Source organism: Hyphobacterium sp. (assembly GCF_965228115.1).
Taxonomy (GTDB): domain Bacteria; phylum Pseudomonadota; class Alphaproteobacteria; order Caulobacterales; family Maricaulaceae; genus Hyphobacterium.
Genome location: NZ_OZ245794.1, coordinates 205,767 through 229,852, shown reverse-complemented (window position 1 = coordinate 229,852; position 24,086 = coordinate 205,767). Strand labels below are relative to the sequence as shown.

General features: G+C 57.1%; 25 protein-coding genes and 1 tRNA gene. 7 read left to right on the top strand and 19 right to left on the bottom strand.

Translation table 11 applies throughout. The annotated features are described in order from the left end of the window. Positions 1–46: 46 nt before the first annotated feature. The 4 genes from ACO079_RS01585 to ACO079_RS01570 form a co-directional block, all read right to left on the bottom strand. The gene (locus tag ACO079_RS01585; protein WP_421791296.1) at positions 47–373 is read right to left on the bottom strand and encodes a hypothetical protein; all 327 of its coding nucleotides are present in this window, start codon (positions 371–373) and stop codon (positions 47–49) included. Beyond that, positions 370–3,558 carry a type ISP restriction/modification enzyme gene (locus ACO079_RS01580; RefSeq protein WP_421791295.1) on the bottom strand — a complete coding sequence of 1,063 codons (3,189 nt, stop codon included), beginning with the start codon at positions 3,556–3,558 and terminating at the stop codon, positions 370–372. Before ACO079_RS01580 ends, ACO079_RS01585 begins: the two co-directional genes overlap by 4 nt. Before the next feature lie 387 nt (positions 3,559–3,945). After that, complete coding sequence (locus ACO079_RS01575; RefSeq protein WP_421791294.1) at positions 3,946–4,674, bottom strand: RlmE family RNA methyltransferase; 729 nt, start codon at positions 4,672–4,674, stop codon at positions 3,946–3,948. Continuing rightward, positions 4,671–5,783, bottom strand: a complete 1,113-nt coding sequence (locus tag ACO079_RS01570; RefSeq protein WP_421791293.1) for a Ppx/GppA phosphatase family protein — start codon at positions 5,781–5,783, stop codon at positions 4,671–4,673. The genes ACO079_RS01575 and ACO079_RS01570 overlap by 4 nt, the downstream gene beginning before the upstream one ends. A 159-nt stretch (positions 5,784–5,942) precedes the next feature. Here ACO079_RS01570 and hspQ point away from each other — a divergent pair, with 159 nt between their 5' ends. Beyond that, positions 5,943–6,281 carry a heat shock protein HspQ gene (gene hspQ / locus ACO079_RS01565; RefSeq protein ID WP_421791291.1) on the top strand — a complete coding sequence of 113 codons (339 nt, stop codon included), beginning with the start codon at positions 5,943–5,945 and terminating at the stop codon, positions 6,279–6,281. Here hspQ and ACO079_RS01560 read toward each other — a convergent pair. From ACO079_RS01560 to ACO079_RS01530, 7 genes are all read right to left on the bottom strand, one after another. Next, positions 6,278–7,291 carry a fumarylacetoacetate hydrolase family protein gene (locus ACO079_RS01560; RefSeq protein ID WP_421791289.1) on the bottom strand — a complete coding sequence of 338 codons (1,014 nt, stop codon included), beginning with the start codon at positions 7,289–7,291 and terminating at the stop codon, positions 6,278–6,280. The two genes, hspQ and ACO079_RS01560, sit on opposite strands and share 4 nt — an antisense overlap. A 77-nt stretch (positions 7,292–7,368) precedes the next feature. Continuing rightward, positions 7,369–7,680, bottom strand: coding sequence for a DUF190 domain-containing protein (locus ACO079_RS01555; RefSeq protein WP_421791287.1), 312 nt, complete (start codon positions 7,678–7,680; stop codon positions 7,369–7,371). A 3-nt stretch (positions 7,681–7,683) separates the two neighbouring features. Then, positions 7,684–8,655: a sodium-dependent bicarbonate transport family permease gene (locus tag ACO079_RS01550; RefSeq protein WP_421791286.1), complete on the bottom strand. Its 972-nt coding sequence runs from the start codon at positions 8,653–8,655 to the stop codon at positions 7,684–7,686. A gap of 59 nt (positions 8,656–8,714) precedes the next feature. Next, entirely contained in the window at positions 8,715–9,365 is a 651-nt protein-coding gene (locus tag ACO079_RS01545) for a carbonic anhydrase (RefSeq protein WP_421791284.1), read from the bottom strand. Between the two features lie 63 nt (positions 9,366–9,428). Then, positions 9,429–10,577, bottom strand: coding sequence for a homogentisate 1,2-dioxygenase (locus ACO079_RS01540; protein WP_421791282.1), 1,149 nt, complete (start codon positions 10,575–10,577; stop codon positions 9,429–9,431). Between the two features lie 63 nt (positions 10,578–10,640). Continuing rightward, positions 10,641–11,045 carry a hypothetical protein gene (locus tag ACO079_RS01535; RefSeq protein ID WP_421791280.1) on the bottom strand — a complete coding sequence of 135 codons (405 nt, stop codon included), beginning with the start codon at positions 11,043–11,045 and terminating at the stop codon, positions 10,641–10,643. Then, the gene (locus ACO079_RS01530) at positions 11,035–12,105 is read right to left on the bottom strand and encodes an isoaspartyl peptidase/L-asparaginase family protein (protein WP_421791279.1); all 1,071 of its coding nucleotides are present in this window, start codon (positions 12,103–12,105) and stop codon (positions 11,035–11,037) included. The genes ACO079_RS01535 and ACO079_RS01530 overlap by 11 nt, the downstream gene beginning before the upstream one ends. Before the next feature lie 157 nt (positions 12,106–12,262). Between ACO079_RS01530 and ACO079_RS01525 the strand changes: the two genes are divergently transcribed. Then, complete coding sequence (locus ACO079_RS01525; RefSeq protein ID WP_421791278.1) at positions 12,263–13,534, top strand: hypothetical protein; 1,272 nt, start codon at positions 12,263–12,265, stop codon at positions 13,532–13,534. On the opposite strand, the gene ACO079_RS01520 is transcribed toward ACO079_RS01525, so the two are convergent. From ACO079_RS01520 to ACO079_RS01510, 3 genes are all read right to left on the bottom strand, one after another. Further along, positions 13,531–14,505 (bottom strand): NADPH:quinone oxidoreductase family protein, encoded by a 975-nt coding sequence (locus ACO079_RS01520; protein ID WP_421791277.1) that lies wholly within the window; start codon positions 14,503–14,505, stop codon positions 13,531–13,533. The genes ACO079_RS01525 and ACO079_RS01520 overlap by 4 nt on opposite strands. Beyond that, complete coding sequence (locus tag ACO079_RS01515; protein ID WP_421791276.1) at positions 14,502–15,746, bottom strand: hypothetical protein; 1,245 nt, start codon at positions 15,744–15,746, stop codon at positions 14,502–14,504. Before ACO079_RS01515 ends, ACO079_RS01520 begins: the two co-directional genes overlap by 4 nt. Before the next feature lie 64 nt (positions 15,747–15,810). Beyond that, positions 15,811–17,256, bottom strand: a complete 1,446-nt coding sequence (locus ACO079_RS01510) for an MBOAT family O-acyltransferase (protein WP_421791275.1) — start codon at positions 17,254–17,256, stop codon at positions 15,811–15,813. A 140-nt stretch (positions 17,257–17,396) separates the two neighbouring features. Between ACO079_RS01510 and ACO079_RS01505 the strand changes: the two genes are divergently transcribed. The 5 genes from ACO079_RS01505 to speB all read left to right on the top strand — a co-directional run bounded on the left by ACO079_RS01505 (position 17,397) and on the right by speB (position 21,765). After that, the gene (locus ACO079_RS01505; RefSeq protein ID WP_421791274.1) at positions 17,397–17,957 is read left to right on the top strand and encodes a DUF5655 domain-containing protein; all 561 of its coding nucleotides are present in this window, start codon (positions 17,397–17,399) and stop codon (positions 17,955–17,957) included. Positions 17,958–18,060: 103 nt separating this feature from the next. Next, entirely contained in the window at positions 18,061–18,420 is a 360-nt protein-coding gene (locus ACO079_RS01500) for a hypothetical protein (RefSeq protein ID WP_421791273.1), read from the top strand. A 151-nt stretch (positions 18,421–18,571) separates the two neighbouring features. Beyond that, the gene (locus ACO079_RS01495; RefSeq protein ID WP_421791271.1) at positions 18,572–19,786 is read left to right on the top strand and encodes a type III PLP-dependent enzyme; all 1,215 of its coding nucleotides are present in this window, start codon (positions 18,572–18,574) and stop codon (positions 19,784–19,786) included. A gap of 22 nt (positions 19,787–19,808) precedes the next feature. Further along, the gene (locus tag ACO079_RS01490; protein WP_421791270.1) at positions 19,809–20,876 is read left to right on the top strand and encodes a 1,9-bis(guanidino)-5-aza-nonane synthase; all 1,068 of its coding nucleotides are present in this window, start codon (positions 19,809–19,811) and stop codon (positions 20,874–20,876) included. Position 20,877: 1 nt separating this feature from the next. Continuing rightward, positions 20,878–21,765 (top strand): agmatinase, encoded by an 888-nt coding sequence (speB, locus tag ACO079_RS01485; RefSeq protein WP_421791268.1) that lies wholly within the window; start codon positions 20,878–20,880, stop codon positions 21,763–21,765. Positions 21,766–21,784: 19 nt separating this feature from the next. Here speB and ACO079_RS01480 read toward each other — a convergent pair. The 5 genes from ACO079_RS01480 to infA form a co-directional block, all read right to left on the bottom strand. Further along, positions 21,785–21,860 (bottom strand) — tRNA-Phe (locus tag ACO079_RS01480). A gap of 90 nt (positions 21,861–21,950) precedes the next feature. Continuing rightward, complete coding sequence (locus ACO079_RS01475) at positions 21,951–22,124, bottom strand: DNA gyrase inhibitor YacG (protein ID WP_421791267.1); 174 nt, start codon at positions 22,122–22,124, stop codon at positions 21,951–21,953. After that, positions 22,121–23,194, bottom strand: coding sequence for a ribonuclease E/G (locus ACO079_RS01470; RefSeq protein WP_421791265.1), 1,074 nt, complete (start codon positions 23,192–23,194; stop codon positions 22,121–22,123). Before ACO079_RS01470 ends, ACO079_RS01475 begins: the two co-directional genes overlap by 4 nt. Further along, positions 23,191–23,775 carry a Maf family protein gene (locus ACO079_RS01465; RefSeq protein WP_421791263.1) on the bottom strand — a complete coding sequence of 195 codons (585 nt, stop codon included), beginning with the start codon at positions 23,773–23,775 and terminating at the stop codon, positions 23,191–23,193. Before ACO079_RS01465 ends, ACO079_RS01470 begins: the two co-directional genes overlap by 4 nt. Positions 23,776–23,796: 21 nt before the next feature. Further along, a complete protein-coding gene (infA, locus tag ACO079_RS01460) occupies positions 23,797–24,015 on the bottom strand; it encodes a translation initiation factor IF-1 (RefSeq protein ID WP_019961978.1) in 219 nt (72 codons plus the stop codon). Between the last annotated feature and the right edge of the window lie 71 nt (positions 24,016–24,086).

The following is a 24,086-nucleotide window of genomic DNA, read 5'->3' as shown; positions in this document are numbered from 1 at the left end:
TCCTGACGAAACATATTGCTTCGGCTTCAGGCAAAGGGCGAAAGCGCTACTTCCCCGGCAGGCTCATGACATAGGCCTGCCCCTGTTTCATCAGGTCGATCAGCAAGGCTTCATCGCTCATCAGCGGTTCGGGGATACAGACATAGTCTTTCATCTTCGCGCCATAGGACAGGAACGGCCCAGCGTTATGTTCGGCCATAAAGGCCTTCCCGGCGTCAGAGGGCAAGCGAATGCCCAGCTCGCCGTCCTTGTTCACCTGCGAGAACATATGCCCATTGTCCGAGGTGTAGGGCATGGTCTTGCCCTTGCGCTCGATCTCCGGGATCTGCGCAATCACCCGGTCAAAAATGGCAATGGCGTCTTCGCGGGTCACTTGGCATCCACCTCAATCGGTAATTTGATCTCTTTCATGATCCGGTCGGTTTCGGTCAGGATTTTGATGATCTTTTGATAATGCTTGATATCGGCAAATTCGAGCGCCCGGCCCTTGCGGTCTTTCAGCCATTTCTGCGCGGGTTGATAGCCGCCAATGAAAAAGTCCCAGGCCAGCGCCGGGATATCCACAAAACACTGATCATCATTGATCCAGACGTGGCCTGCACCGTCTTTTGTTTCCGTGAAGACCGGCTTGGCGACGATGTTATCGCCCTCGCCCTCAAACGGGTAAGGCGTATCGCCAATGGCGGCGTCTTCCATCAAGTGCAGGCGGCGCAGTTCCCCGCCCTTCTCTGCCACATGCCAGAAGACGTCCGGAGAGGCGGGATACGGCACGCGCGGAAAATCGATCTTCAAAAACTCTTTGAAAGTCTCGCGATAGTCCGGGCTGTGCAACACGCCATAGATGTAATCGAAGATATCGACTTCATTAGGTTCGGTATTGTGTCCGTCTAGTGCGGTAGCCTTTACACGCTCTTCAAAATTCTTATCAAAATTCGTTCGCTTTAAGTCCATCCCCTCATTTTCTGGAAACAAATACAAGGGAAATATGGCGCTTTGCGTTGTGCGCTCACCGCACTTCGTTTCCACTAGTTTTCTGGATACGAAGAAATGACTGCAAGTTCCAGACTTCTCGCTTCGAGCAGAAATCAAAGCGATGTTATCTGGCCTGTCCAGATGGCTCATAGTGACTTTGGCTGTCGTCCAAACAACGCTGTCATGGAATAGTATTTTACGGTCATCGAACGGACGGTAACTTATGTTACGGATCAGCTTTCCATAGTCGCTTTCGCTAGCGAGCCGCTCTCTCGCTTTTGAAACGTCCCAGCCTTTTTTCTGGGAAATTCCTAGGACATCGCACAACTCCGAATCTGAAAGATTCTTACTCTCCGCGAAAAGTTTGGCGCGTTCTACAAGTGTTTCGCGTCTCTCCGAAATGCTAAATTTATCGCGAGCTGTAATTACTCCAGATGAATAGACCGGCATAATCTCCGCTAGGCTCGGGTACTCCTTTTGGTATGCTTCGAATGCCTCGCCCGAAGGATGGAATGTATAGTTCTGAGCAGACGCTTTGCAGTCCACCCAGTCCAAACTGGTCAAAGCAGCGGTAGCAAGGCGATCATACTTGTATTGACGGGAGCCCCAAATTTCAGAGTAGTAAATCTTTCCAATCGACTTGGTCCGTTCTCGGCCCTTGAAGGCAATCGTTATCGCAACACCTTGTTTAATATCAAAAACATTAGCGTCACTAACATTTTTGGGAGGAACTTCGCGAACCTCGCTATTTCCGTGGAGATCCAAAATCCAGATACGATCAAACGTATTCAGCAGATGGCTTCTTAGCCCACGAAACGAAGCGCTTTTTAGAAACCCGTGGCTGGTAATGAAGCCGAGTACACCAATCTCGTTTTTTGAAACGAAATTTTCTGCTAGTGATATGAATTTTATATAGTCATTGTTTATATTCTTTTCGAATTGTAGCATTCCTTTTTCTTTTATTTTTTCTCCTCCAACGAATCTGTATTTGTCGACCAGCTTAATCTGTTCTTTGGTCAGGTTTCCTGACTGAATACTATAAGGCGGGTTGCCAATCACGCACATGATGGGCTTGTCGCGTTTGACCTCGTTGGCGCCCTTGGTTTCATTCGACAGCCAGCGGGCAAAGGGCAGCGTCTGATCCGCCGGTTCGCCTTCTTCCAGGGAATTGGTGAGCCAGACCGACAGGCGCGGTGGGGCGTCAGACGGGCGATAGCCCAGCTCTGACAGGATCATGTCGATCTTCAGATGGCACATGGCATAGGACGCCATGAGCAATTCAAACCCGTGCAGGCGCGGGATCAGCTCTTTTTCTATATAGCTGGACCACATGCCGGGTGCGACGCCCTTCACCCGTCCGGCAATCAGCTTGATCACTTCTGCCAGGAAGGTGCCCGTGCCCGTGGCCGGGTCCAGAATCTGAACGCGGTGAACCTCCTGCGTTGTGGTCGAGCTTTTTCCATCCTTTCGCAGCTTGCCCTTGGCCGTCATCGCCGTCTGGCCGGTTTCAACCTCAATCTGGATTTTTGAGGTATCGGCCAGCCCGTCGGCCAGGCCGAATTCTGTTTGCAAAACCTCATCGACCGCGCGGACGATGAAATTGACCACAGGTTCAGGCGTATACCAGACGCCCCTCGCCTTGCGTTTTTTCGGGTTATAGGCCGACAGGAAGGTTTCATAGAAATGCAGGAAGGGGTCGTTCTGGGCGGTCAGCTTGCCGAAATCGGCCATGATCTCGCGCAAATTCGTGGCCAGGAATATCTTGGCCAGATCATCAATGATCCAGGCAATGCGGTCATCCAGCTCCTGACCCGCGATATAGCCAAACAGGCTGCGCAGAAACGGGTTCGATTTTGGCAGCAGCGTCAACGCTTCTTCGCGGCTGAACGTATCCAGCGTCGGGTCGTGCAGACGGGCGGCAAACATGCCGTAAGCGATGGTTTCGGCGTAAATGTCGGCGAAATCGGCGACCGAAATATCGTGGATCAGATGTTCCTTGAAGGCGTCATACTGCGCCGTCAGCTCGCTGCCCTCGCCTTCCAGATCCTTGACAAGCGCCCGGCCCATCACATCCTTGATGATGGCCGCCTTGGCCGCCATGAACTCGGCCAATTGCTTGGAATGCGTGATCGTGCGCGGGGTTTCGGTGACAAAATCCCGCAGCTGGGCCTCTAATTCATCGAAGGCCTCAGGCTTGGGCTGAAGCCCCATCAGAATGTCGCCAATGCTGATCTTCCGGATCAGTGCGCCATCACGATAGAACTCGAAATCCAGCGAGTTGGTGTAGAGGAGGTTGGGGAAGCCCTTCAGATAGCGCTGCTTTTGCTCAATCGAATAATCCTTAAGCGTTTCCAGCCCTTTATCGATGTCCTTGGCTTCGCAGACCCCGACCGCCACGCCATTCCTGTCGTAGAAAATGAAATCAGGCGCGCCGACTTCGGTGCGGCGCGGCTCATTGATGGCCTGAACCTCGTCATGCAGGGCATTGAAGAGGCGCTCCAACGCCGGGCGATAGGCGTGCTCTCGCGCCACGCCACTGGCATAGACCTCTGAAATCTCGTCAAAATAGGTGGCGACCAGCCCCATGGCGCGATTCCCCTCCCGCTCGGCCCCTGACCTTAAGATTGCGCGGCAGAGTGGTCGAGGGGTTTTGGCTCAATTGATCGATTGGGGAGTTGATCTTTATCCGCGTCATTCCGGGGCGGGCCGAAAGCGCGAGCCCGGAACCCATGCTGGAACCTCCACAGTGCGGCATGTGTCACGGACTGCCGCTTCACGGCATCCGGGATGACGTATTCCAGGTTAGTCAATCCCCACACATTCCATCGCCCCTAGAATACCGGCATGGCCACAGACCTTTTGATCTCCGCCCTGACCGCTTTTCCGGTGCTCGCGGCCATCGTAGTCGTCGTAGTCGTAGGAGATGAAAGCTCAATCGTAGGAGACGTTATCCACGTTTCCGTAAAACGCGAATCAACCCTTGAAACCCTTTGCAATCAAAAAGGTTTCTGCGCTGTCAGACCGGCTGGAGGGCGGTTTGGCATGGCGGATGGTTTTGAATTTCGGCTTCAATTTCGCCAACAGATCATCTTCGGTGCCGCCCTGAAACACTTTGGCGATAAACACGCCGCCGGGCTTCAATGTCTCCAACGCAAAGTCGGCAGCCAGTTCCACCAGCGCCACAATGCGCAAATGATCCGTCGCCTTATGCCCGGTTGTCCACGGTGCCAGATCCGACAGCACCGCATCTGCCGGACCGCCCAGCGCCTCTTTGACCTTGTCTGGCGCATCGTCTTCCGTGAAATCCAGCTGCATCAAAATGGCGTTCTCGATCGGGTCGATCTCGAGCAGATCCACGCCCACCACATGCGAGGCCCCGCGTTTCAGCGCAACCTGAACCCAGCCGCCGGGGGCCGCGCCCAGATCGACCACACGGTCGCCTTTCTTCAGCAGATTGAAGCGCTCATCCAACTCCAGCAATTTGAACGCGGCGCGGGAGCGATAGCCTTCCTGTCGGGCCATCTGCACATAAGGATCATTCAATTGCCGCTCGAGCCAGCGGGTCGAGGACAGTTTGCGGCCGCGCGCGGATTTGACCTTTTCGTGCAGAGATTTGGCCGCACGCGCATCGCCCCCCTTCTTGACCGGGCCGGACCGGCGGCGGCGTCTGCGTTCTTCGGGCGGGTTTTCTTCGTCGCTCATTCGGCGGCCTTCTCATTGTTTCCGCCGGGCCGGCGGCCACCTCTGCGGCGGCGTTTCGGGCGGCGCATCAGGTTGAGCAGCAAACCTTCGCGCAACCCTCTATCCCCGACACGGATATTCTCGACCGGCCATTTATCCATGACGACTTCCAGAATGGCACATCCCGCCAGCACCAGATCGGCCCGGTCCCGGCCGATCACCGGATTGGCGGCGCGGCCCTCAATATCTTTCGACGCCAGATCCTGGCAGGCGGCCCTCGCCTCCTCGGCTGTCATCCAGCTGCCATCCACAATGGAGCGCTCATATCGCGGCAGCTGCATATGCACACCCGCCACCGAAGTGATCGTGCCCGACGTGCCAATCATGTGGGCCTTTCCGGCCTCAAAAACATGCCGCAGCTTGCGCGCGCCGCGCGGCGTCTTGATGGCGGAATGGGCGAATTTCTTCATTTCCGAATACCAGTTTTCGCCGTGTTCGACCTCTGGAATGCGTTCCGACAGCGTCACGACACCAACCGGCGCGCTGGCCCACGTCCGGACCGGCGGACGTCCCCCGTTTTCAAATCCGCCGCGTTCACGCCATTGTGCCAGATCCACCCAGGACAGCTCGGTCGAGCCGCCGCCAATGTCGACAACCAGCGCGACTTCATATTTTTCGTCCATCAGGTCAAGGCAACCCAAAACGGCCAACCGGGCTTCTTCTTCCGGCGTGATGATGTCGAAGTCCAGATCGGTCTTGGCCTTGATGCGGGACATCAATTCGTCGCCATTTTCTGCCAGCCGGCAGGCCTGCGTCGCGACGGCGCGATATTTCACAACGCCTCGCCGTTCCATCTTTTCGGCGCACACGCCAAGGGCTTCAACGACGCGGTCCATGGCTTCGGAATTGAGCTTGCCCGTCTCGGTCAGCCCGCCACCGAGGCGCACAATTCGGGAAAAAGCATCAATAATGCGAAAGCTGCGCCCGGCACGGCGCGCCACCAGCATTCGGCAATTATTGGTGCCCAGATCAATCGCGGCAAAGGCCGGCCCCGGCCCCGCGCGTCTTCGTTTCCCCGTTTTCTTGCCGGGGAATCGCGATTGTCCGGCTGCAGGCTTGTCCTGCGCCATTTTATTCCTACCTCCAGCCGTCTCGCGCAGTTCTTCCCGCAAGGGGAGGTTGCCGCGTTTCGGCCTGATCTTTGCCTTCGTTTTCCAGCATACGGAGAAGATGGCCAGCATCAAGCAAAACCGGCTAGGTACGAAAAGAGCGGAAAAGGACGAAGGATCATGACGGTTGAACGCGACGCCCAATTTGGAATCGGAGACGTGGTGCGCCACCGCATGTTTCCGTTTCGCGGCGTCATTTTCGACGTCGATCCGGAGTTTGCTAACACCGAAGAGTGGTGGCAGGCCATCCCCGAGGCTATTCGTCCGCGCAAGGACCAGCCCTTCTATCACGTGCTGGCCGAAAACGAGGACAGCTTCTACACGGCTTATGTCTCAGAGCAGAACTTGCTTCCGGATGCGCAAGGTGGCCCTGTAAAACACCCTCAAACCGGGGAAATGTTTGAACTTTTTGACGGAGAACGCTACCGACTGAAAATGTCTGACATCAAGCCGAACTAGGCGGAATGTCGCACCACTTTCTGATCAATCGCGCCGAAAATGCTGTCGCCGTTTTTGTCAAACATTTCAATACGTATGGTATCACCCGGTGTCATGAAAGGTGTTTTCGGGGCGCCGTCATAAATTGTTTCGATCATGCGGATTTCAGCAATACAGGAATACCCCTTACCGCCCTCCGAGACCGGTTTACCGGGGCCGTCGTCCAGCTTGTTTGAGATCGTACCCGAACCTACAATCGTACCCGCAGTTAGCGGCCGGGTCTTGGCCAGATGCGCCACCAGCTCGCCGAAATCGAACGTCATATCCGTGCCACAGTCCGGCTCGCCAAATTTGTCGCCATTCAGATGGCTGACCAATGGCAGGCTAAGCTTCCGGCCATCCCAGGCGGCTCCAAGTTCATCGGGCGTGACCGCAACGGGAGAGAATGCCGTTTGCGGTTTGGACTGGAAAAAGCCAAACCCTTTCGCCAATTCGCCCGGGATCAAACCGCGTAAGGACACGTCATTTACAATCATAAGGAGGCGGATCTGCTCGGCCGCCGCATCTGCGCCAATCCCGATCGGGCCGTTGCCGGTGATCACGGCAACTTCGCCCTCAAAGTCACAGCCCCAGCTGTCATCGGCCAGCGGGATGTCTTCCTGAGGAGCCAGAAAGGCATCCGAGCCGCCTTGATACATGAGCGGATCCGTCCAGAAGGTTTCCGGCATTTCCGCCCCGCGGGCTTTGCGAACGAGCTCCACATGGTTCACATAGGCAGAGCCATCCGCCCATTGATAGCTGCGTGGCAGAGGCGAGAGCGCTTTGGCCGGATCAAAGGCTTCGGTGTTCGCTGAGCCGTCATTGACCGCGTCTGACAGCGCCTGCAGTTTCGGTTCCGCATCGGCCCAGTTGTCGAGTGCGGTTTGCAGGTTCGGCGCTATGTCCCCAGCCTCGGCATAACGGGTCAGATCTCTTGAAACGACGACCAGCTGACCGTCTGGATGACCATTACGAAGCGAAGCAAGTTTCATGAGAGACCTCCGGGGTGGACCTGTTGGGCGCTTGTCTAACGTGCGCGTCACACAGCGCAAGGGTCAGCCCGCAGGTGCTAGAAGTGTTCTGCCCGAATAACTTTGACGTCTGAAATGGTGACAATGCCGATCTGGTGCGACACCAGATCATAGACCTTGTCCAGAACAGGCGAAAGATCGCTCTCGTCCAGCACGGCAAACAGAACATACATGCGTTGTGTATCGCTGATTTCGCCGCGGCGGGACCAGTTTGAATTCCGGCCTCGTCCTGAGACGGCGGGCATCACCGTGTAGCCTTTGACCTTTAGCTTATCGAGTTCCCGGCAAAGCCGATCCACCATGGGAGATTCAATGACGATTTCGAGCCGTTTCTTTGCGGTCGTTTCCATGGATCACCCTAGTACAGCCGTTGAAGCCGCATAATACAGCGGAATGCCGAAAATTAAATTGAACGGGAAGGTTACGCCAAGCGAAAGCGTGAGCGAAATCGCCGGCTTGGCCTGCGGCAGGGCCAGGCGCATGGCAGCCGGCACGGCGATGTAGGACGCACTTGCCGACAAGGTCATCAACAGAGCGCCGGTACCAGCATCAAGCCCCAACAGCGCCGCCGTTCCCAGACCGAGGGCGGCTCCGATGATTGGCATATACAGGCCGTGAATGATCACCGGAATCCGTAACTCCCCGGCTTGCCGCAGCAAGCCACGGCCTGCCACCAGTCCCATATCCAGCAGGAAAAGGCACAACACGCCGCGGAATATTTCGTCGAAAAACGGCGCGACAACCGCCTGCCCGTCAGTTCCCGTCGCCCATCCGATCAGAAAGGCGCCGACCAGAAGAAGGATCGAGCCATTGGTTGCAACCTCGCGGATGAGATCGCCCCGCGATTGTCCTTCCTGCTTGCCCGCCAACATCAGGCCCGAGAATATCGCTGGTGCCTCCATCGCGGCTGCGACGGCGACCATGAAACCGGCGGCGGCGAGCCCCATGGCGAGCCCGGCATCTGTCGCGGCAATAAACGTAACGATCGAGATGGAACCGTAGTGAGCGGCAATCGCCGCTGCATCGATACGGCCTGTGCGGCTGGTTGTGCGCAAGAGACCGTAGCTGATGAAGGGGATGGCAAAGGACAGCAATATGCCCGCCCCGATCGCCAGCGCGGCTTCTGTGAGACTGGCGGTAGCCATTTCCACTCCACCCTTAAAGCCAATTGCCATAATCAGATAGATCGACAGCGCCTTGGCCACAGCCTCTGGCACATTCAGGTCCGAACGCACAAGCGCCGCCGCCAGACCCAATGCAAAAAACAGGATCGGTGGTGAAATCAGATTATTCAGCGCGAGATCTAAAAACCCCAAGACAGACATCCCCCTGCCGCTTGGCTCGCGTTAGCAAGCCACCCGCCCCGCAGCAAGCCCGGCATGTATCAGTCCGGATGTTCGACCGGTGCAAAATCGCCTTCGATCGTGAGCCACTCCAACTCGCCATCGGAAATGCCGAAACGCGCGCCATGTATTTTCAACGTGCCCGCCTCCACGCGTTCCGCGATGAACGGATAGGTTAACAGCCGCTGCATGGAGCGCTGTATGGAGCAAAGCTCGGTCTGATCCGTCAGAGCCATCATATCCGCGTCTGCGCCCAAGGCGGCTTTCGCGTCCTCAATGGCTTCGGCAATGGGCTCTATCCATTGGGCGAGAAACAGCGACTTGGGGTCAGGCTCGGCTTGCACGCGCGCGGCGACACCTCCGCACTGCTTGTGCCCCAGGATCAGAATGTTCGGCACTTCCAGAGCCGTGACAGCGTATTCGATGGCCGCGGAAACGCCCTGGCTGTGCCCCCCCGGTTCGCATTCGGGCACCAGATTGGCAACATTCCGGACAACGAAGATTTCACCGGGGTGGCTGGCAAAAACCTGCGCGGGGTCCGCGCGGCTGTCTGAACACGCGATCACCAGCGTATGCGGATGCTGGCCCTTATCTGCCAACTCCTCGTAGAGATCATGCTCGCGTTGGAAAAAGTCCTGCCGGAACCGGAGGAAACCGTCGGACAGATCAACTGGCATGGAGCGTTTGGGCACGTACCGTCTCCCCGTATCAGCAAAGGGAAACGATCTATCGAAAAAGCCCCGATCGCAATATGGCTATTCAGCCGACTCTGTCGTCTTCCAGGAATTCACATAGTCGCGGTTCTCAACGCTGGCGACGTCATCACCGACTTCAAGCGGATCGCGTGTATCGATCATCACCGCATATTCGTTGGTCGCCCTCTTGGTCTGCACCAGCATGTTTTTCAGCGCTTTGGGATGCGGTCCATGGGTGAAGCCAGCCGGGTGGAAGGTCATCATACCCGCATCGATATTGTCCCGGCTGAAGAAATCGCCGGCATGATAAAATAGCACTTCGTCATAATCGTCATTATTGTGGAAAAAAGGCACTTTCAGCGCGCCGGGATCTGTTTCAAACGGCCGCGGCGCAAAAGTGCAAACCACAAAGCGGTCCGACAGGAAGGTGGTATGGGCACTCGGCGGCAAGTGATAGCGATCACTTAATAGCGGACGAATATCTTTCACATTCAAACGGACCGGCGCGAGTTCGCCATGCCAGCCCACGGCATCCAGAGGATTGAAGGGATAGGTAATGCGGCTGACCACGCCGCGTTTTTTAACCTCGACCACCCATTCATGATTTTCGTCGGCCTGTTGGGTCCTGAAAACCTCGTCGACTTTCGGCGCATCCAGAATGGCCGGATCGAACACAGCATGCGGGCCTGCAAGTCCACGATCGGGGAGCGTGTAATGCGTATTCGTCGCTTCAATCATCAGGATTGAAAGCGGCTCGGACGGGGACAAGCGCCACATCGTGCCGCGCGGCAGATAGACATAATCGCCCCGCCGGACTTCCAGATGGCCGAAGTCACAGAAGAGGTTGGCCTCACCCTCATGGATAAACAGCAACTGATCGCCGTCGCCATTCCTCGCCAGAGACGTCATCGGCTGGGCCAGCTTCCAGAAGCGGATGTCGGTTGCCTTGTTATGGAGGACAGAGCGTGACGCCCAGGGCGAGTGTTCAGCCGCATTCAGCCGGGCCAGATCAAACGCCCTCGGTTGCAGCGGGCCTTCAAACTTTACCCAGCCTGTGGGCGGATTTTGATGGTGGAAGAAGGCCGCGGGTCCGAAAAAACCTTCCTTGGACATCTCACGCTCGAACGTGCCTTCCGGCAGATCCGCATGCGCCTGGCGGGAGGCGTTGCCTTCAACGCGGGAGGCATAAATCCATTTGCGATTGCCCATGATGGGTCTCCTGACGAAAGCTTCCCAACCAATTTAGTTACAAATGAAACTAAATGCTAGCGGTCAATTTCGCGCGGCTGGATGGACAAGCGGAATGAGCGCGAAGGCGGCCTGGCCGGCCATGCCAATGGCAAACGGCAAGGTGCGCCAGCTGCCGAAAAAGCCCCTCACCCCGCCGTCAGCTATGAAAGCAGAAAGCCCGATTTCCAGTGCCATCAGCACGAGGAAGGCGATGAGACCGGTATGCGTTCTTGCTGCCACTGAGAGGGGCGTTTCGCTCCGGGCCAACAGCCCGAACACGAGCCAGGATACGCCCAGAATGACTGGCAGTTCGATCAGGACGGCGGCCAAGTCTCCCGTTCGTGGCGCAATCAGCAGCGTCCGCAACGCGCCTAATACAAAGCCCACCCCGAAAACGGCTAGCGCATAGACACAGCCCAGCCTGATCGCGCGAGCATCACTCTTCATCGCCATAAATGCCGATTACGCGCTCCTGATCAGACCCCCATGAAGCGCGATACATGCCTGGCGTATTGAAACTCCAGGCTGTCTCACCGCTGATCGACAAGACGATCACACCTCCATCGCCGCCCAGGTCCGTCAGAGCGCCCTGAATCACCATGTCGGCGGCGTCCTGCGCTGCGAAGGGGCGTTCTTCGGCGCCCCGGTCCATCACCTCCATCTCATGGCAAATCCGGGCGGCGACGTTCAGCCGGATGAAATACTCCCCGGTCCCGGTCGCGGAGACGCCGCAATTGTCCGTGGCATAGGTTCCCGCCCCGATCACGGGGCTGTCCCCTACCCTGCCCCAGCGCTTGGCGGTGGTGCCACCGGTCGACGTGCCCGCAACGATATTGCCGTTCTGATCCAGCGCGACAACGCCGACCGTGCCGAAGCGATGTTCCCGCTCCAGCAGGTCGAGATGGCCCTCCTGAATTTCCTCGGGCTCAGGGGCACCCTCCGGGCGCGGCGGCAGGGGCAGACCCAACCGTCCCACGGCGCGTTCCATCGATTGCCAACGGCGCTCGGTGAAAAAGAAGGCCGGATCCACGAATTCCAGGTCCTGCTCGCGCGCAAAGGCCTCGGCACCTCCCCCCGTCAACATGACATGACCGCTTTCTTCCATGACGGCTCTAGCAGCCGTGATCGGATGGCGAATTCCGGTGACCCCGGCCACCGCACCGGCGTTCAAGGTGGCGCCGTCCATAATAGACGCATCCAGCTCATTTGTGCCTTCGGACGTAAAGACCGCGCCGCGCCCGGCATTAAACAGCGGATCATCTTCCATGGCCCGGATCACCGCCTCGACCGCGTCCATCGCTTCACCGCCTTCAGTCAGGATCATGCCGCCGGTCTCCAGCGCCTGATCGAGCGCACCGCGATAGGCCGCCTCGCGTTCTTCGGTCATGGAGTCGCGTTCAATCACGCCCGCCCCGCCATGGACAACGATGGCCCAGCGGGCCTCGTCATCAGCGAAAGTTGCCGCTGCAAGCAATAGCGCGCAAACGCCGGAAATCCTGATGATCATATTACTGTCCTCCCACAAGCAGAGTTGGCCAAAGCGGCGGCAGCCGCAAGCGATTCCTTCCTCCCCGTGCAGGGCCAGGACTCCTGTAACGGGAATCCCGATTACAATCTGCGCCGGATCAGCGCATTATGGTGAATGCAAGAAAGGGAGAGTGATCGTGTTCCGGCAAATTATGCGCTTTTTCGGCCGTTCAAGAGGCGGTATCGCCGCGGCAGGAAAGCGCGCCACACAAGCCGGCGCGGTGAAAGCCAGCGACAGTCCGGATAGGCGGCCCTTCGGTGAGGCAGCGGAGACCAGCCGCGATGTAGAGAAATCCGTCTTTTTCAAAAGCTTCCTGCGACCGCAAATCGTGGCCCTTCGAGCCGCCGATGTCGATCAGGAAGCCGCCAGCGCCTACGCTGCAAAGGCCCGCAATTTTTTCGGTCATGAAGTAAATTTGTTCGGACAGAACACTGTCTTCTACGAGGAGTCAGAGGGCGGATATATCGAGTCAATCTACGGAAATCAGGAAACGGCATCGGTCATCGCCATCGCAACGGCTGAAAGCGCAGAAGAAGATACGGTATCGAATGACGTAGATGAAAAATTTCGCCTTATCGATGAAGAAGACCGCTATTATGTGCAGACGCTCACGAAGATGCGGCACACCACTAATCAGAATACGGCGACCTATTTTCTCTGGCTGTTGCCGTTGGCTTTCGGCCTTGGTTTTGCGCCTTTCTTTGCCGCCTTCCTGAATCTGGCGCTGGACACAACAGGTTTTGCGGGCCTCGCCATTTTTCAGGATCAAACCATCCTGATCAGCCTGGCGGGGCCGGTGCTCGGATTCGGGTTTGCAATGTTCTCTTATTATGTGAGCTACAAGAACCAGCAGATCCGGAATGCTCAGAATTTCAACGGCTATATCGAGACGCGGTTGAACCGGATCAACACTATCCGTGCTGATGCCTTGAAAGAGGCTGCCAATGCTGAGAAAGAAAAGACGAAGGAAGAGGATGTTATCAATTCAGCGGTTGACTGGATGCTTTGTTATCACTGGATGATCTGGCGTTCTTTCCTGAACGAACATGGCATCCGGAATATTCTGTTTCAGGTGCGGCGCAATACCGACCTCTATAAATGGGGCGGATTTGTCATTCTGGTGTTGTTTTTCATCGGGTTTACAACAACAGCGTTTGTGCTCGATGACGAAATCGCTGAAGCCGCAACACTGGCGGCTGCGGGCGCGATCTGGTTTCTGGTGATCCCCTACTTCTACATTTTTCACGTCTGTGCAGACCCGGCGTCCCTGGTCGAACGGAAAATGTATGCGAGTGAATGGGCCCGCTTTCACACCAGCGGCATCGACCGGGGGCTGGAAGATCAGATCCGGCGCGATAAGGGAGAGATCCTCCATTATCGCAACCGCTTGAAAAACGAGAGCTTCTAGGCCGTCAGAACGACCTTCCCCTTAACGCGGCGCGCCATGAGATCATCGAACGCCTTAGTGACGTCCTCGAGCGGATAGCTGGCGGACACCATGGGTTTTATCTTGCCGGCGACATACAGCTCGAACAGTTCGGCCATGTTGGCCCCGTTTTCCTTGGGAAATTGTCCCGCCCAGGCACCCCAGAAAACACCGCGGATATCGCGGCTATTCAACAGGGCCAGATTCAACGGCATTTTGGGAATGTCACCGGCCGCAAATCCGATGACCAAAAAGCGGCCGCCCCAGCCCAGCGCGCGCATCGCGGGCTCGGAATACGCTCCGCCGACCGCATCGTAAACGACATCTGCACCCTTGCCGCTGGTCAGCTCTTTCAAGCGGGCTTTGAGATCCTCCGCGTCATAATCGACCAGCTCATCCGCGCCGGCCTGCTTGGCAGTTGCCAGTTTTTCTTCACCGCGAGCGCACGCAATCACGCGCGCGCCATAGGCTTTGCCGAGCTGGCAGGCGGCTGTCCCGACGCCTCCGCCCGCGCCGAGCACAACGAGGGTTTCTCCGTCTTTCAATTCAGCGCGCTGTTTGAGCGCATGAATGGTCGTCGCATAGGTGGTGATCAGAGCTGCGGCTTCCTCAAATGGCATCACATCCGGGATGGGAGCCACTTGAGATGCCGCTACAGCGGCTTTTTCGGCGAAACCGTCCAACAAGGTTGCGGCCACCACGCGGTCGCCGGGTTTGAATCCGGCAACGCCTTCACCCACGGTTTCAACGACGCCAGCAACTTCGCCGCCTGGAATAAAAGGTAGCGGCGGCTTCATCTGATACTTGCCTTCAACGAGCAGGATATCCGGGAAGTTCACGCCAGCCGCCTTTATATCCACGATAACCTGACCAGGGCCGGCCTTCGGGTCCTCAACCTCTTCAACACTCAGATTTTGGTAGGGGGCAAAGTCCTTGCAGATGACAGCCTTCATTCCGGATCTCTTTCGTTCAGGGATGCTTGGGATTGCGCCTCTATACGGGAGACGCGGCGTTCAAGCGAGATGAAATCATCGCGATTGAGGAAGATGTGCGGGCGCTCTTCAATAGGCGGTGGATCCGCTTCCATGCGGTCGTATTCTGCGGTGACCCACTGCGCCCATTCATCATTTGCGAGCCATTCCGTTCGGCGGGCGGTAATGTTGGCCCAGTGTTCGTCCAGCGTTTCCGGGGTAATCCGCACGCCAAACTGATCAGCCGCGACCGGCGCATCGAGATCCTCGCCACTCAGGCGCGCTAGAATAGCAAGACCCAGATCCGGCCGGTAATGCGAAGGCTCGAAATACCACGGGTTCAAGACATCGCCGGAATGCGACGGCGGACCACTTTGCGCGACGGGCGCAAAACCAGCAAAGTCCCAGACCTCCAGCGCCTCCCCCGGAAAGCAAGGCGCGCGGGATGGGCGCGGATCGCGATCTGCGGCCAGACGCGCCAGATCCCGGCGCAGCTGAAGATCCTCGACATCAATCCCGGCGCGCCAGCGCGCCTCTTCGATGCGAGAATGAATTGGGTGAATAAACACCCGGACCTGAACTCCCCTCGCGAGTAGCGCATCAATGCCGCGGAACAGGAATTCCGGGCGCTCGGGATCGTAAACAAAACCGAGATAGCTGCGATAACGCTTCTCCAGCTCGGTATCGAAGCGCTCGCGCGAGAATTCGGGCGCATATGCGGTTTCCCAGTCCACGTCAGCCCCGCCCGTGACGTTGTCGATCACTGTTTGAAGGGCACGCACAAAGGCATCCAGAGATAAGGAGGTCTGGATATGAGCCTGCAGCGGCGAGCCCCCCGCCAGGGGCGTAATCCAGTAGGTCGCATCGGCGCGCGGGTAATCGCCAAACTCGCGCAGATCGAGTCCGATAACAGCGCATTCGATATTGGGATTGCCGGCCGCCAGAACCGCAGCATTGGCCAGTTCGAACGCATTCGTTCCGCCCATCGCCATATTCGCATATCCACCCGGCCAGTCGGGATTTTCATGCGGGAAGCCATCATGTGAACGCGACGAGCCAAAGACGACGGTCGAGGCCTGCGTTTCGATCAATCCGTGCCCGACTCTGACGCGATATCCGTCTGCATGGGCGCGCGTGCGGCGTTCGTTGACGCCGGGTATCTCGCTCCATTCGGACACGTGATAGGGATCCACCACGAACGTAAATCCGCCAAACAGGAGCAACCACGCCGCCAGGGTGGCAAACAGGCGGATGGCAAACCCTTTCAGGGTCAGCTTCGGTTTGGACTTAGAAGTTGTAATAGATAAACTCCGCAGTATTCCAGGCGTTTACGATCGAAAAGAAAAGCAGGAAGGCCAGCGTTCCCGATATCCAGGGACGCAAGGTGAACCGCAAGCCTTTCTGGGGTACCAGACCTGCTGTTTTCAAGGTCATATCGTCAAACCACTTGATGAAGATTGAGGCCGTATCCGGCAATCCCCAGACAATCGCCAATCCGATGGCAATCGCGATGAAGGGCTCATCATTTACGCCGGGACCAATCCCATTGAAGCCCGCCATGCCTTCCAGCATTTCAAACGCCGCATCAAAGGACGTTGCGCGGAAGAAGACCCAGGCCACAACGACAAACAGAAAGGTACACACGATCGAGACCCAGGGTGCAGATGGTAAGAGCCCATTGGGGCGAACCCGGTTCAACCAATTACACCAGGCCAGCGCCAAGCCGTGCAGAGCCCCCCAAATGACGAAGGTCCAGGCCGCGCCGTGCCAGAGACCACCCAGCAGCATGACAATCGCGAGATTGATGCCGGTTCGCGCCGCACCCCGCCGGCTTCCACCCAGCGGTATGTAGAGATAATCCCGCAGAAATTGCGACAAGGTGATGTGCCAACGGCGCCAGAAGTCGATTATGGAACGTGCCCGGTAAGGCGCATTGAAGTTGATCGGCAAGCGAAAACCGAACATTCGCGCCAAACCAATGGCCATGTCGGAATAGCCAGAAAAATCAAAGAAGATCTGGAAGGCGTAACACAGCGCACCGGTCCAGGCTTCCAACAAGCCCACCTCATCGCCTCGCGCAACCGCTTCAAAGGCGCTAGACGAGTAAGGCTCAAAATTGTCGGCGAGCAGCACTTTCTTGGAAATGCCGATCGTGAAAATTGAGAGGCCAACACCGATATTCTCGGCCCAATCGTCCTTGCGATCCTTGTCCTCATATTGCGGCGCAATCTGATTGTGCCGGACGATCGGCCCGGCAATCAGTTGCGGAAAGAAAGAGACGAACAGACCATGGCCTAGCCAGCCTGCGGGTTTTGTTTCCCGGCGCGCGACATCCACCAGGAAGCTGATTTGCTGGAAGGTAAAAAAGGAAATCGCCAGTGGCAGAGCGAAACCTGGCAACGGCATCTCCGTGCCGGCTACTGCATTGATATTCCCGATAAAAAAATCGGCATATTTGAAGAGGCCAATACTGGCCAAATTGAGTGTTATCCCGACAGCAAGCCAAGGCTGCGCGCCGCGCCGTTCGATCACCAATCCAAGGATATGATTGACGATGATCGAGCCCAGCAAGAGCGGCAAATAGCGGATGTCCCACCAAGCGTAAAAGATGAAGGAGGCAATCGTCAGCGCCACCAAGGCTGCGTTGTGGGCCACCCAACGGCGTAAGACATAATAGACGGCCAGCGTGGCAGGCAGAAACAGAAACAGAAATTCGAATGAATTGAACAGCATCAGCCCGCCCCGCGCGAGCTAAATAGAGGGCGTTTCCCCGACAGGGTCAATTCAATGCAACAGACACCGATACCGAACAAATCGTTTCGGGATTCCAAGCCTTCAGCGTTAGGGTTCAAGCCGGGATAAGGGAGATGATCATGAGTGCCGTGGACAAAGCGCTGGAAACCCAGCTGACAAACATCGAAACCAAAACCGGAAAAACGCGGGACGAATTAGGCAAGCTTGTGCTGGCTCAGGGCCTGGCGAAACATGGCGAAATGGTCAAATGGGTCAAAGAAACCCTTGGGCTCGGGCATGGTGACGCAAATACACTGGTTCATATCGCCCGCCAATCTGCCCAGCCGGCACCGCCCGCTTCCAGCGATCCTTTGGATGACATTTATACCGGTACTAAAGCTCATCAGCGTCCGATCCACGATGTGCTGATGAAGAGAATTGACGAATTTGGTGATTTCGAAATTGCGCCCAAGAAAGGTTACCTATCTCTGAGGCGCAAGAAGCAGTTTGCCATGCTCGGCCCCAAGACGAAAGACCGGTTCGAGCTGGGAATAAACCTGAAGGAAGACGCCGAACACAAGCTAATGAAAGCCCTGAAACCGGGCGGAATGTGCCAATACGTAGTGGCGCTGCATGCTGTTGATGAAGTGGACGACGATATTTTCTCAATCGTGAAGCGGGCCTATGATGCCGCGGGCTAGGCGCCCCTTGAACAATCACCGCAGAACCAGGTCAGCCGGTGTTCAGCTTGCTAGTTGAACACTCACCCGGCAAAGTTCGAGTAAGCCGAAAGGGAGGTCTGACATGTTTCGCTTTTTAATCACGCTGGGATCTCTTTTCGGATTTGTGACTGGTGGGCTGGATCTGTTGGAGCGCTTTGGAGTTCCTGTGGACCAGTGGCTGCGTGCCCTGCCCGATTTTGCGATGAATGTTTTCAACTGGTTCGGTTTTCAGGTGGACCGGATCAGCGTTGCGGTATTCGGACCGCCCGATCCGGTCGTGACAACGCGCAGCCTGTCTTCCGAAGACAATGGGATGGATGGTGCTGCCAGCAGCCAAATGGAGGCTGTCGGCGCTTCCGCAGAAACGCTTGTTATATCTGGTATTTTTACCTTCATGATGTTGGTTATTTTGCTCCTCGCGGCACGCGGTAGCGAACGCTAGAAACCGGCGCATCATTTTTTTTCGAAAACCGCTTTACATTCCCTACAACCGCCTCTATTTGACCGCTCGCCAAGTCCGAGGAATGCCTTGTGGGGCTGGCGTCTTTTGTTGAACGCGTCTCTTCCCATGACCCCGGCGGCGAGCCGACAGAGTGGAAGCGGCCTTTAACTGGAGGTCCCATGAGGTGGCTCATTATCAAAGCGCGGTCCACGTAACCGAGTCTGCCCGGCCTGTTCAGCCGGCTTTTTGTCTTCGCCCCGAAGCGGCCAAGCGTGCGGCGACCTGGTTTGCTCAACGGTTTCCCGGAAAACCCCTTTTCGCTGTTAAAGCGAACCCCTCGCCGTGGATGATTAAAATCGTCCGCGACGCCGGTCTGGGTTTTGATGTCGCCTCTCTCGACGAAGCTCGCCGCGTGCGGGCTCTGGCGCCACAGGCAATGATGGGTTTCATGCATCCGGTCAAATCTCCGGAAGCCATTGCCGAAGCCTATTTCAAGCTCGGCATCCGAACCTTCTCGCTGGATACAACTGACGAGCTCGAAAAAATCGTCGCTGCCACGAATGGCGCGGATGATCTGACGCTTTGCATTCGCCTCGCGGTCTCCAGCTCGTTCTCGAAAATCTCGCTATCGTCGAAATTTGGCGCGTCGGAAGCCGAAACGCCGGCCCTGTTGGCACGTGCCCGTCAGGTCGCGGAAAATCTGGGTGTTTGCTTTCATGTCGGCAGCCAGGCCATGTCGCCTGCGGCTTATCTGAATGCGCTGGATGTGGCCGAGCGCGTGATCGTCAAAGCCGGTGTGATTGTCGACATTGTCAATGTCGGTGGCGGCTTCCCTGCGCCTTATCCGGGCATGATCGCCCCGCCCTTGGGCACCTATGTCGCCGCCATAGAAGCGCGTTTCGAGCGCATGCTGGTGGCTGAAAATGCCGAGCTGTGGTGCGAGCCTGGCCGGTCGCTATGTGCGGAAGCGTCCTCGCTGGTGTTGCGGGTGGAGGCCCGGCGCGATAATCGCCTTTATCTCAATGATGGGGCTTACGGCGCGCTCTATGATGCCAAAACGCTCGGCTGGCCCTATCCGGTTCGCGCGATGACATCCGCCCGCCCGAATGGTTCAGCCGCGTTCGAGTTCTTCGGCCCGACCTGTGATGATTATGATTACATTCCCGGCCCGTTTGCGCTGCCCTCTACTATCGCCACTGGTGATTATGTGGAGATTGGCATGCTCGGCGCTTATGGCGCGGCGATGGCAACCCGCTTTAACGGCTTTGGTCATTATGACGAGTTTCAGGTGACCGACGCGCCCATGATGACGGCCTATGCGGAAGACAACGCGCTCAGCGTCTGCCTTGGACAATTTGGCCGCTAACCTCGAATAACGGAGTCCCGAAATGACGGACCAGAAAAACAACCGCAAAGCGGCGCTTTTGTCGCGCCCGGTCGAACATATTGACATCACCTCTTTTGATGCCCGGCCGATCATTGCCGCGATGGATCACATGTCGTTTTCCTCGCGCGATATTGCGCGCGCCGCAGACATTTATAACTCTATGCTGGAAGACACTGATTGCACGGTGATCCTCACCCTCGCCGGCTCGACGTCGGCGGGTGGCTGCATGGATGCGTATGCGGAAATGGTGCGCCTCGGCATGGTCGATGTGATCGTCTCCACCGGGGCCTCCATTGTCGACATGGACTTCTTTGAAGGCATGGGCTTCAAGCACTATCAGGCGCGCGAAGTGGATGCTGACGAGCAGCTGCGTGAAATGCGGATCGACCGCATTTACGACACCTATATCGATGAAGATGACCTCCAGCGCGTCGACCACACGATTGGCGATATCGCCGACAGCCTGCCTGCGCGCCCAATGTCGTCGCGTGAGTTTATTCGCGAAATGGGCCGCTGGTTGACCGAAAATGGCAAGAAAGACAACAGCCTCGTCAAGCTGGCTTACGAGCACGATGTGCCGATTTTCTGTCCGGCCTTCTCGGATTCTTCCGCTGGTTTTGGCCTGGTCCGCCATCAGGTCGACCGCATCAAAGCCAAGCAGCCCTATCTGTCTATCGACAGCGTCGCGGACTTCCGCGAATTGACCGATATCAAAATTGAAGCGGGCGCAACCGGCCTGTTGATGATTGGGGGCGGCGTGCCGAAAAACTTTGCGCAAGACACCGTGGTATGTGCCGAAATCCTCGGCCATGACGATGTGGAAATGCACAAATATGCCGTGCAGATCACCGTCGCCGATGTGCGAGATGGAGCGTGCTCATCCTCCACGCTTAAAGAAGCGTGCTCCTGGGGCAAGGTCTCCACCGTGCTGGAACAAATGGTCTATGCCGAAGCGACCACGGTGATGCCGCTTATTGCCTCGGACGCCTACCATCGCGAAGCGTGGAAAGCCCGCAAGCCCAAGCGCTGGGCCAAGCTGTTTGACGACGCGAAATATGGCGCGAAGTAAGATGACGGATCGTCTTTCACTAGAGGACGGCTTTCTGGGCCTTGAGGAACAACTCGCACCGGCGGATGCGCCGCTGGTGCGGGTGATCCCTTTTGGTCTGGAAGCCAGTGTCACCTTCGGCGGCGGCACCTCAAAAGGCCCGGCGGCGATGATTGCGGCCTCGCATGAGGTCGAGCTGTTTGATGAAACGCTGTGGCGTGAGCCGGTGGAGGCCTTCCGGGTTGAAACGCTCGTCGAGCCATCCATCCCCGCAAAGGTCGAACCCGCGCTGGACATGCTGGCCAGCCTAACGGATGAAGCGCTGAAGGAAGGTGCCTTCCCGATCGTGCTTGGCGGCGAGCATTCCATCACGCCTGGCGCGATCCGGCCCTTCCTTGAACGCTATCCTGATCTCATCCTGTTGCATTTTGATGCTCATGCGGATTTGCGCGACGGGTATGAGGGCGAGCATTATTCACATGCCGCCGCCATCCGCCGCTGTCTGGATGCGCCGGATCTGGAAGTCGTGTCGCTCGGTATTCGCAATATCTCGAAGGAAGAAATTCCCTTCCTTGAGGCCAACCGCCACCGGGTGCACATCCATTGGGCGAAAGACAAGCGCAACTGGTCACTCGATGAAATTATCGCGCCACTGAAAGATCGCCCGATCTATGTCACATTTGATGTGGATGGGCTGGATGCCAGCCTGATGCCAGCCACCGGCACGCCAGAGCCCGGCGGCCTGTTCTGGGATGATGTCATCCCCGTGCTGGAAGCGGCCACAAAGGTCGGCAAATTCGTTGGCGCGGATGTGAACGAGCTCGCCCCGATTGAGGGCTTTCACGGCCCCAATTTCATCGCCGCCAAGCTGGCCTACAAAATCATGTCGCTGGCGCATTGCCGCGACTGATGGTGTATTGGTTGGGTAATGGTGCCCAGGGACAGAATTGAACTGCCGACACGCGGATTTTCAATCCGCTGCTCTACCAACTGAGCTACCTGGGCGCCTGTTTGTTCTGACAGATCAGAACCGTTGGAGAGGCGGGGTTATAAGCGCGCGATTATAACCTGTCCACGCCCTGTTGCGCCTTGGGACTAATCTTCTGCAGACGGCTCTCGAGTGTCTTGAACCGCCGGTTCGCCGGGGATGGCATAGTCATCCGCCAACCAATGCCCCAGATCTGCATCTGCACACCGCTTTGAGCAAAACGGCCGCCATTTTTTCTCGGTTGGCTTCTTACAGATAGGACAGGCGGTCTTTACGCTCATACCTTTGATACCTCAACGAAATCTCGATCCGCGGCCTCGTTCAAGGACAGTTGATATCTTGGCCCTATGCGATCTGTCATCGCCTCGCGCCAGTTAACCGATTCCAAGTCCAGCCATTCGTAGACCGCCTTCCCTGTTGTCAAATTGAGTTTTGACGCACGTTGGTTTGTTGCCTCGATTTGCAAGCGACGTAGGGCCGCCAGGGCCAATGTTTCCGTGCTCATGGATCGTTCACCTGCGTTAAGAAGCTCGGCGAGTGACCGGCCTGTCCGCTGCCGGACCAATTCCAGCAAACCAAATCTGGAAATCGACAGAACATCAATCCGCGCGGGGTCGCGCTTCAAAGCCCGCTTCAAGGAGCCCTCAACAGCCCTACGATCGGGCTGCGACCGCAAATGCAGGCAGTCGATGACGATATTCCCGCCAATCCCGCGCAATCGGATCTGGCGGGCAATTTCCGGCATGGCGGCCAGATTCTGGTCAAGCGCGAGTTTGCGGCCCGCATTCACTTTGCGTCCGGCACTGTCAATATCAATCGCCGTCAATGCGCGGGTAGGCTCGATCGACAATCGGCCCCCGCCAGGCACCGCAATGTCTGCTGACAACGCCGTTTCAATCGCTGGCGCGATATCGAGTCCCGCTTCATCCGCCCATACGACATCGGCATCCGGATACCGATGGAGCAATCGTTCTGCCAGATTGGTGCCTTCATCCAGCAATGCGGGGGTCGAGCCCTCGCCTGCCTCGGAAAGACGCGCCAAGGTCGGGCCTTTCTCTGCAAAGGCTTCACGCACAACGCGCACACCAATGGCTGCGCCTTCGTGCAGGCCTTCGGGCCGCCCTGACTTACCAAAAGGTAGAAAGCCCGGTTCGCCGCGGCCAAGATCCACAAATGCCGCGTTTAACCCACCGTCGATTTTCCGGACCCGTCCACGATAGCGTTCCCCCGCAAACGCCCGCTGGCCGAGTTCGCTCCACCGCTCAACATGAAGCTCAACTATCTGGCCGTCTTCGATGATGGCGGCCCGGGTTTCTCCAACCCAGTCTTCAACGGCGATGAGCTGTTTCATGGCCGCAACACGGGGTAACCAAGGCCGCGCAGCAAGTTCGCCGTTTCAAACAGGGGCAAACCCATGACACCTGAATAGGACCCGACGATCTGCTCGACAAAGGCCTCGGCCATGCCCTGAATGCCATAACCACCCGCTTTGCCCTTCCATTCGCCAGACCTCAGATAGGCGGAAATCTCATCATCTGACAGCCGTTTGAACCGCACCCGTGTCTCAACAACCCGGGAACTGTGCCGTCCATCGGGCGCCAGGACTGACACACCGGTCCACACGCGATGGCCGCGCCCCGACAACAAGGTCAGGCAGCTCCTAGCCTCGGCTTCAGATTCTGTTTTGGGTAAAATTCGGCGCCCGACCGCCACAACCGTGTCAGACCCAAGCACAATAGCATCCGGCGCATCGATTGCCGCTGCTTTTGATCGGGCCAATCGCTCGGCGACTTGTCGCGGCGTTTCCCCGGGAATTTCTGTTTCGTCAATGTCCGCGGGTCTCACTTCATCTGGCTCAATACCAATACGGCGCAGGAGCTCGAGACGCCGCGGCGAAGCACTGGCCAGCACAAGACGCTGCGACGAAGTCATGCTGGCAGCAGACAATACAGACTATTTGAAACGATAGGTGATCCGGCCCTTGGTCAGATCATACGGCGTCATCTCGACAAGCACCTTGTCGCCCGCAAGAACGCGAATGCGATTCTTGCGCATCTTGCCCGCAGTGTGGGCAATGATCTCGTGGTCGTTTTCGAGTTTCACGCGGAAGGTCGCATTTGGAAGCAATTCCGTGACCTCTCCGGGAAATTCCAACAGTTCTTCTTTCGCCATGAGCTCCTCATATTGGCGGTTGTACGCAGATGATCTTATTATACCTGCCACGCGGCGCGGTATATAGTCGC

What these genes read in the sequence shown, in the direction of transcription:
- ACO079_RS01580 (WP_421791295.1), bottom strand. Translation starts at nt 3,558, where the DNA reads ATGGGGCTGGTCGCCACCTATTTTGACGAGATTTCAGAGGTCTATGCC.
- ACO079_RS01575 (WP_421791294.1), bottom strand. Translation starts at nt 4,674, where the DNA reads ATGAGCGACGAAGAAAACCCGCCCGAAGAACGCAGACGCCGCCGCCGG.
- ACO079_RS01570 (WP_421791293.1), bottom strand. Translation starts at nt 5,783, where the DNA reads ATGGCGCAGGACAAGCCTGCAGCCGGACAATCGCGATTCCCCGGCAAG.
- hspQ (WP_421791291.1), top strand. Translation starts at nt 5,943, where the DNA reads ATGACGGTTGAACGCGACGCCCAATTTGGAATCGGAGACGTGGTGCGC.
- ACO079_RS01560 (WP_421791289.1), bottom strand. Translation starts at nt 7,291, where the DNA reads ATGAAACTTGCTTCGCTTCGTAATGGTCATCCAGACGGTCAGCTGGTC.
- ACO079_RS01555 (WP_421791287.1), bottom strand. Translation starts at nt 7,680, where the DNA reads ATGGAAACGACCGCAAAGAAACGGCTCGAAATCGTCATTGAATCTCCC.
- ACO079_RS01550 (WP_421791286.1), bottom strand. Translation starts at nt 8,655, where the DNA reads ATGTCTGTCTTGGGGTTTTTAGATCTCGCGCTGAATAATCTGATTTCA.
- ACO079_RS01540 (WP_421791282.1), bottom strand. Translation starts at nt 10,577, where the DNA reads ATGGGCAATCGCAAATGGATTTATGCCTCCCGCGTTGAAGGCAACGCC.
- ACO079_RS01535 (WP_421791280.1), bottom strand. Translation starts at nt 11,045, where the DNA reads ATGAAGAGTGATGCTCGCGCGATCAGGCTGGGCTGTGTCTATGCGCTA.
- ACO079_RS01530 (WP_421791279.1), bottom strand. Translation starts at nt 12,105, where the DNA reads ATGATCATCAGGATTTCCGGCGTTTGCGCGCTATTGCTTGCAGCGGCA.
- ACO079_RS01520 (WP_421791277.1), bottom strand. Translation starts at nt 14,505, where the DNA reads ATGAAGGCTGTCATCTGCAAGGACTTTGCCCCCTACCAAAATCTGAGT.
- ACO079_RS01510 (WP_421791275.1), bottom strand. Translation starts at nt 17,256, where the DNA reads ATGCTGTTCAATTCATTCGAATTTCTGTTTCTGTTTCTGCCTGCCACG.
- ACO079_RS01505 (WP_421791274.1), top strand. Translation starts at nt 17,397, where the DNA reads ATGAGTGCCGTGGACAAAGCGCTGGAAACCCAGCTGACAAACATCGAA.
- ACO079_RS01500 (WP_421791273.1), top strand. Translation starts at nt 18,061, where the DNA reads ATGTTTCGCTTTTTAATCACGCTGGGATCTCTTTTCGGATTTGTGACT.
- ACO079_RS01490 (WP_421791270.1), top strand. Translation starts at nt 19,809, where the DNA reads ATGACGGACCAGAAAAACAACCGCAAAGCGGCGCTTTTGTCGCGCCCG.
- speB (WP_421791268.1), top strand. Translation starts at nt 20,878, where the DNA reads ATGACGGATCGTCTTTCACTAGAGGACGGCTTTCTGGGCCTTGAGGAA.
- ACO079_RS01475 (WP_421791267.1), bottom strand. Translation starts at nt 22,124, where the DNA reads ATGAGCGTAAAGACCGCCTGTCCTATCTGTAAGAAGCCAACCGAGAAA.
- ACO079_RS01470 (WP_421791265.1), bottom strand. Translation starts at nt 23,194, where the DNA reads ATGAAACAGCTCATCGCCGTTGAAGACTGGGTTGGAGAAACCCGGGCC.
- ACO079_RS01465 (WP_421791263.1), bottom strand. Translation starts at nt 23,775, where the DNA reads ATGACTTCGTCGCAGCGTCTTGTGCTGGCCAGTGCTTCGCCGCGGCGT.
- infA (WP_019961978.1), bottom strand. Translation starts at nt 24,015, where the DNA reads ATGGCGAAAGAAGAACTGTTGGAATTTCCCGGAGAGGTCACGGAATTG.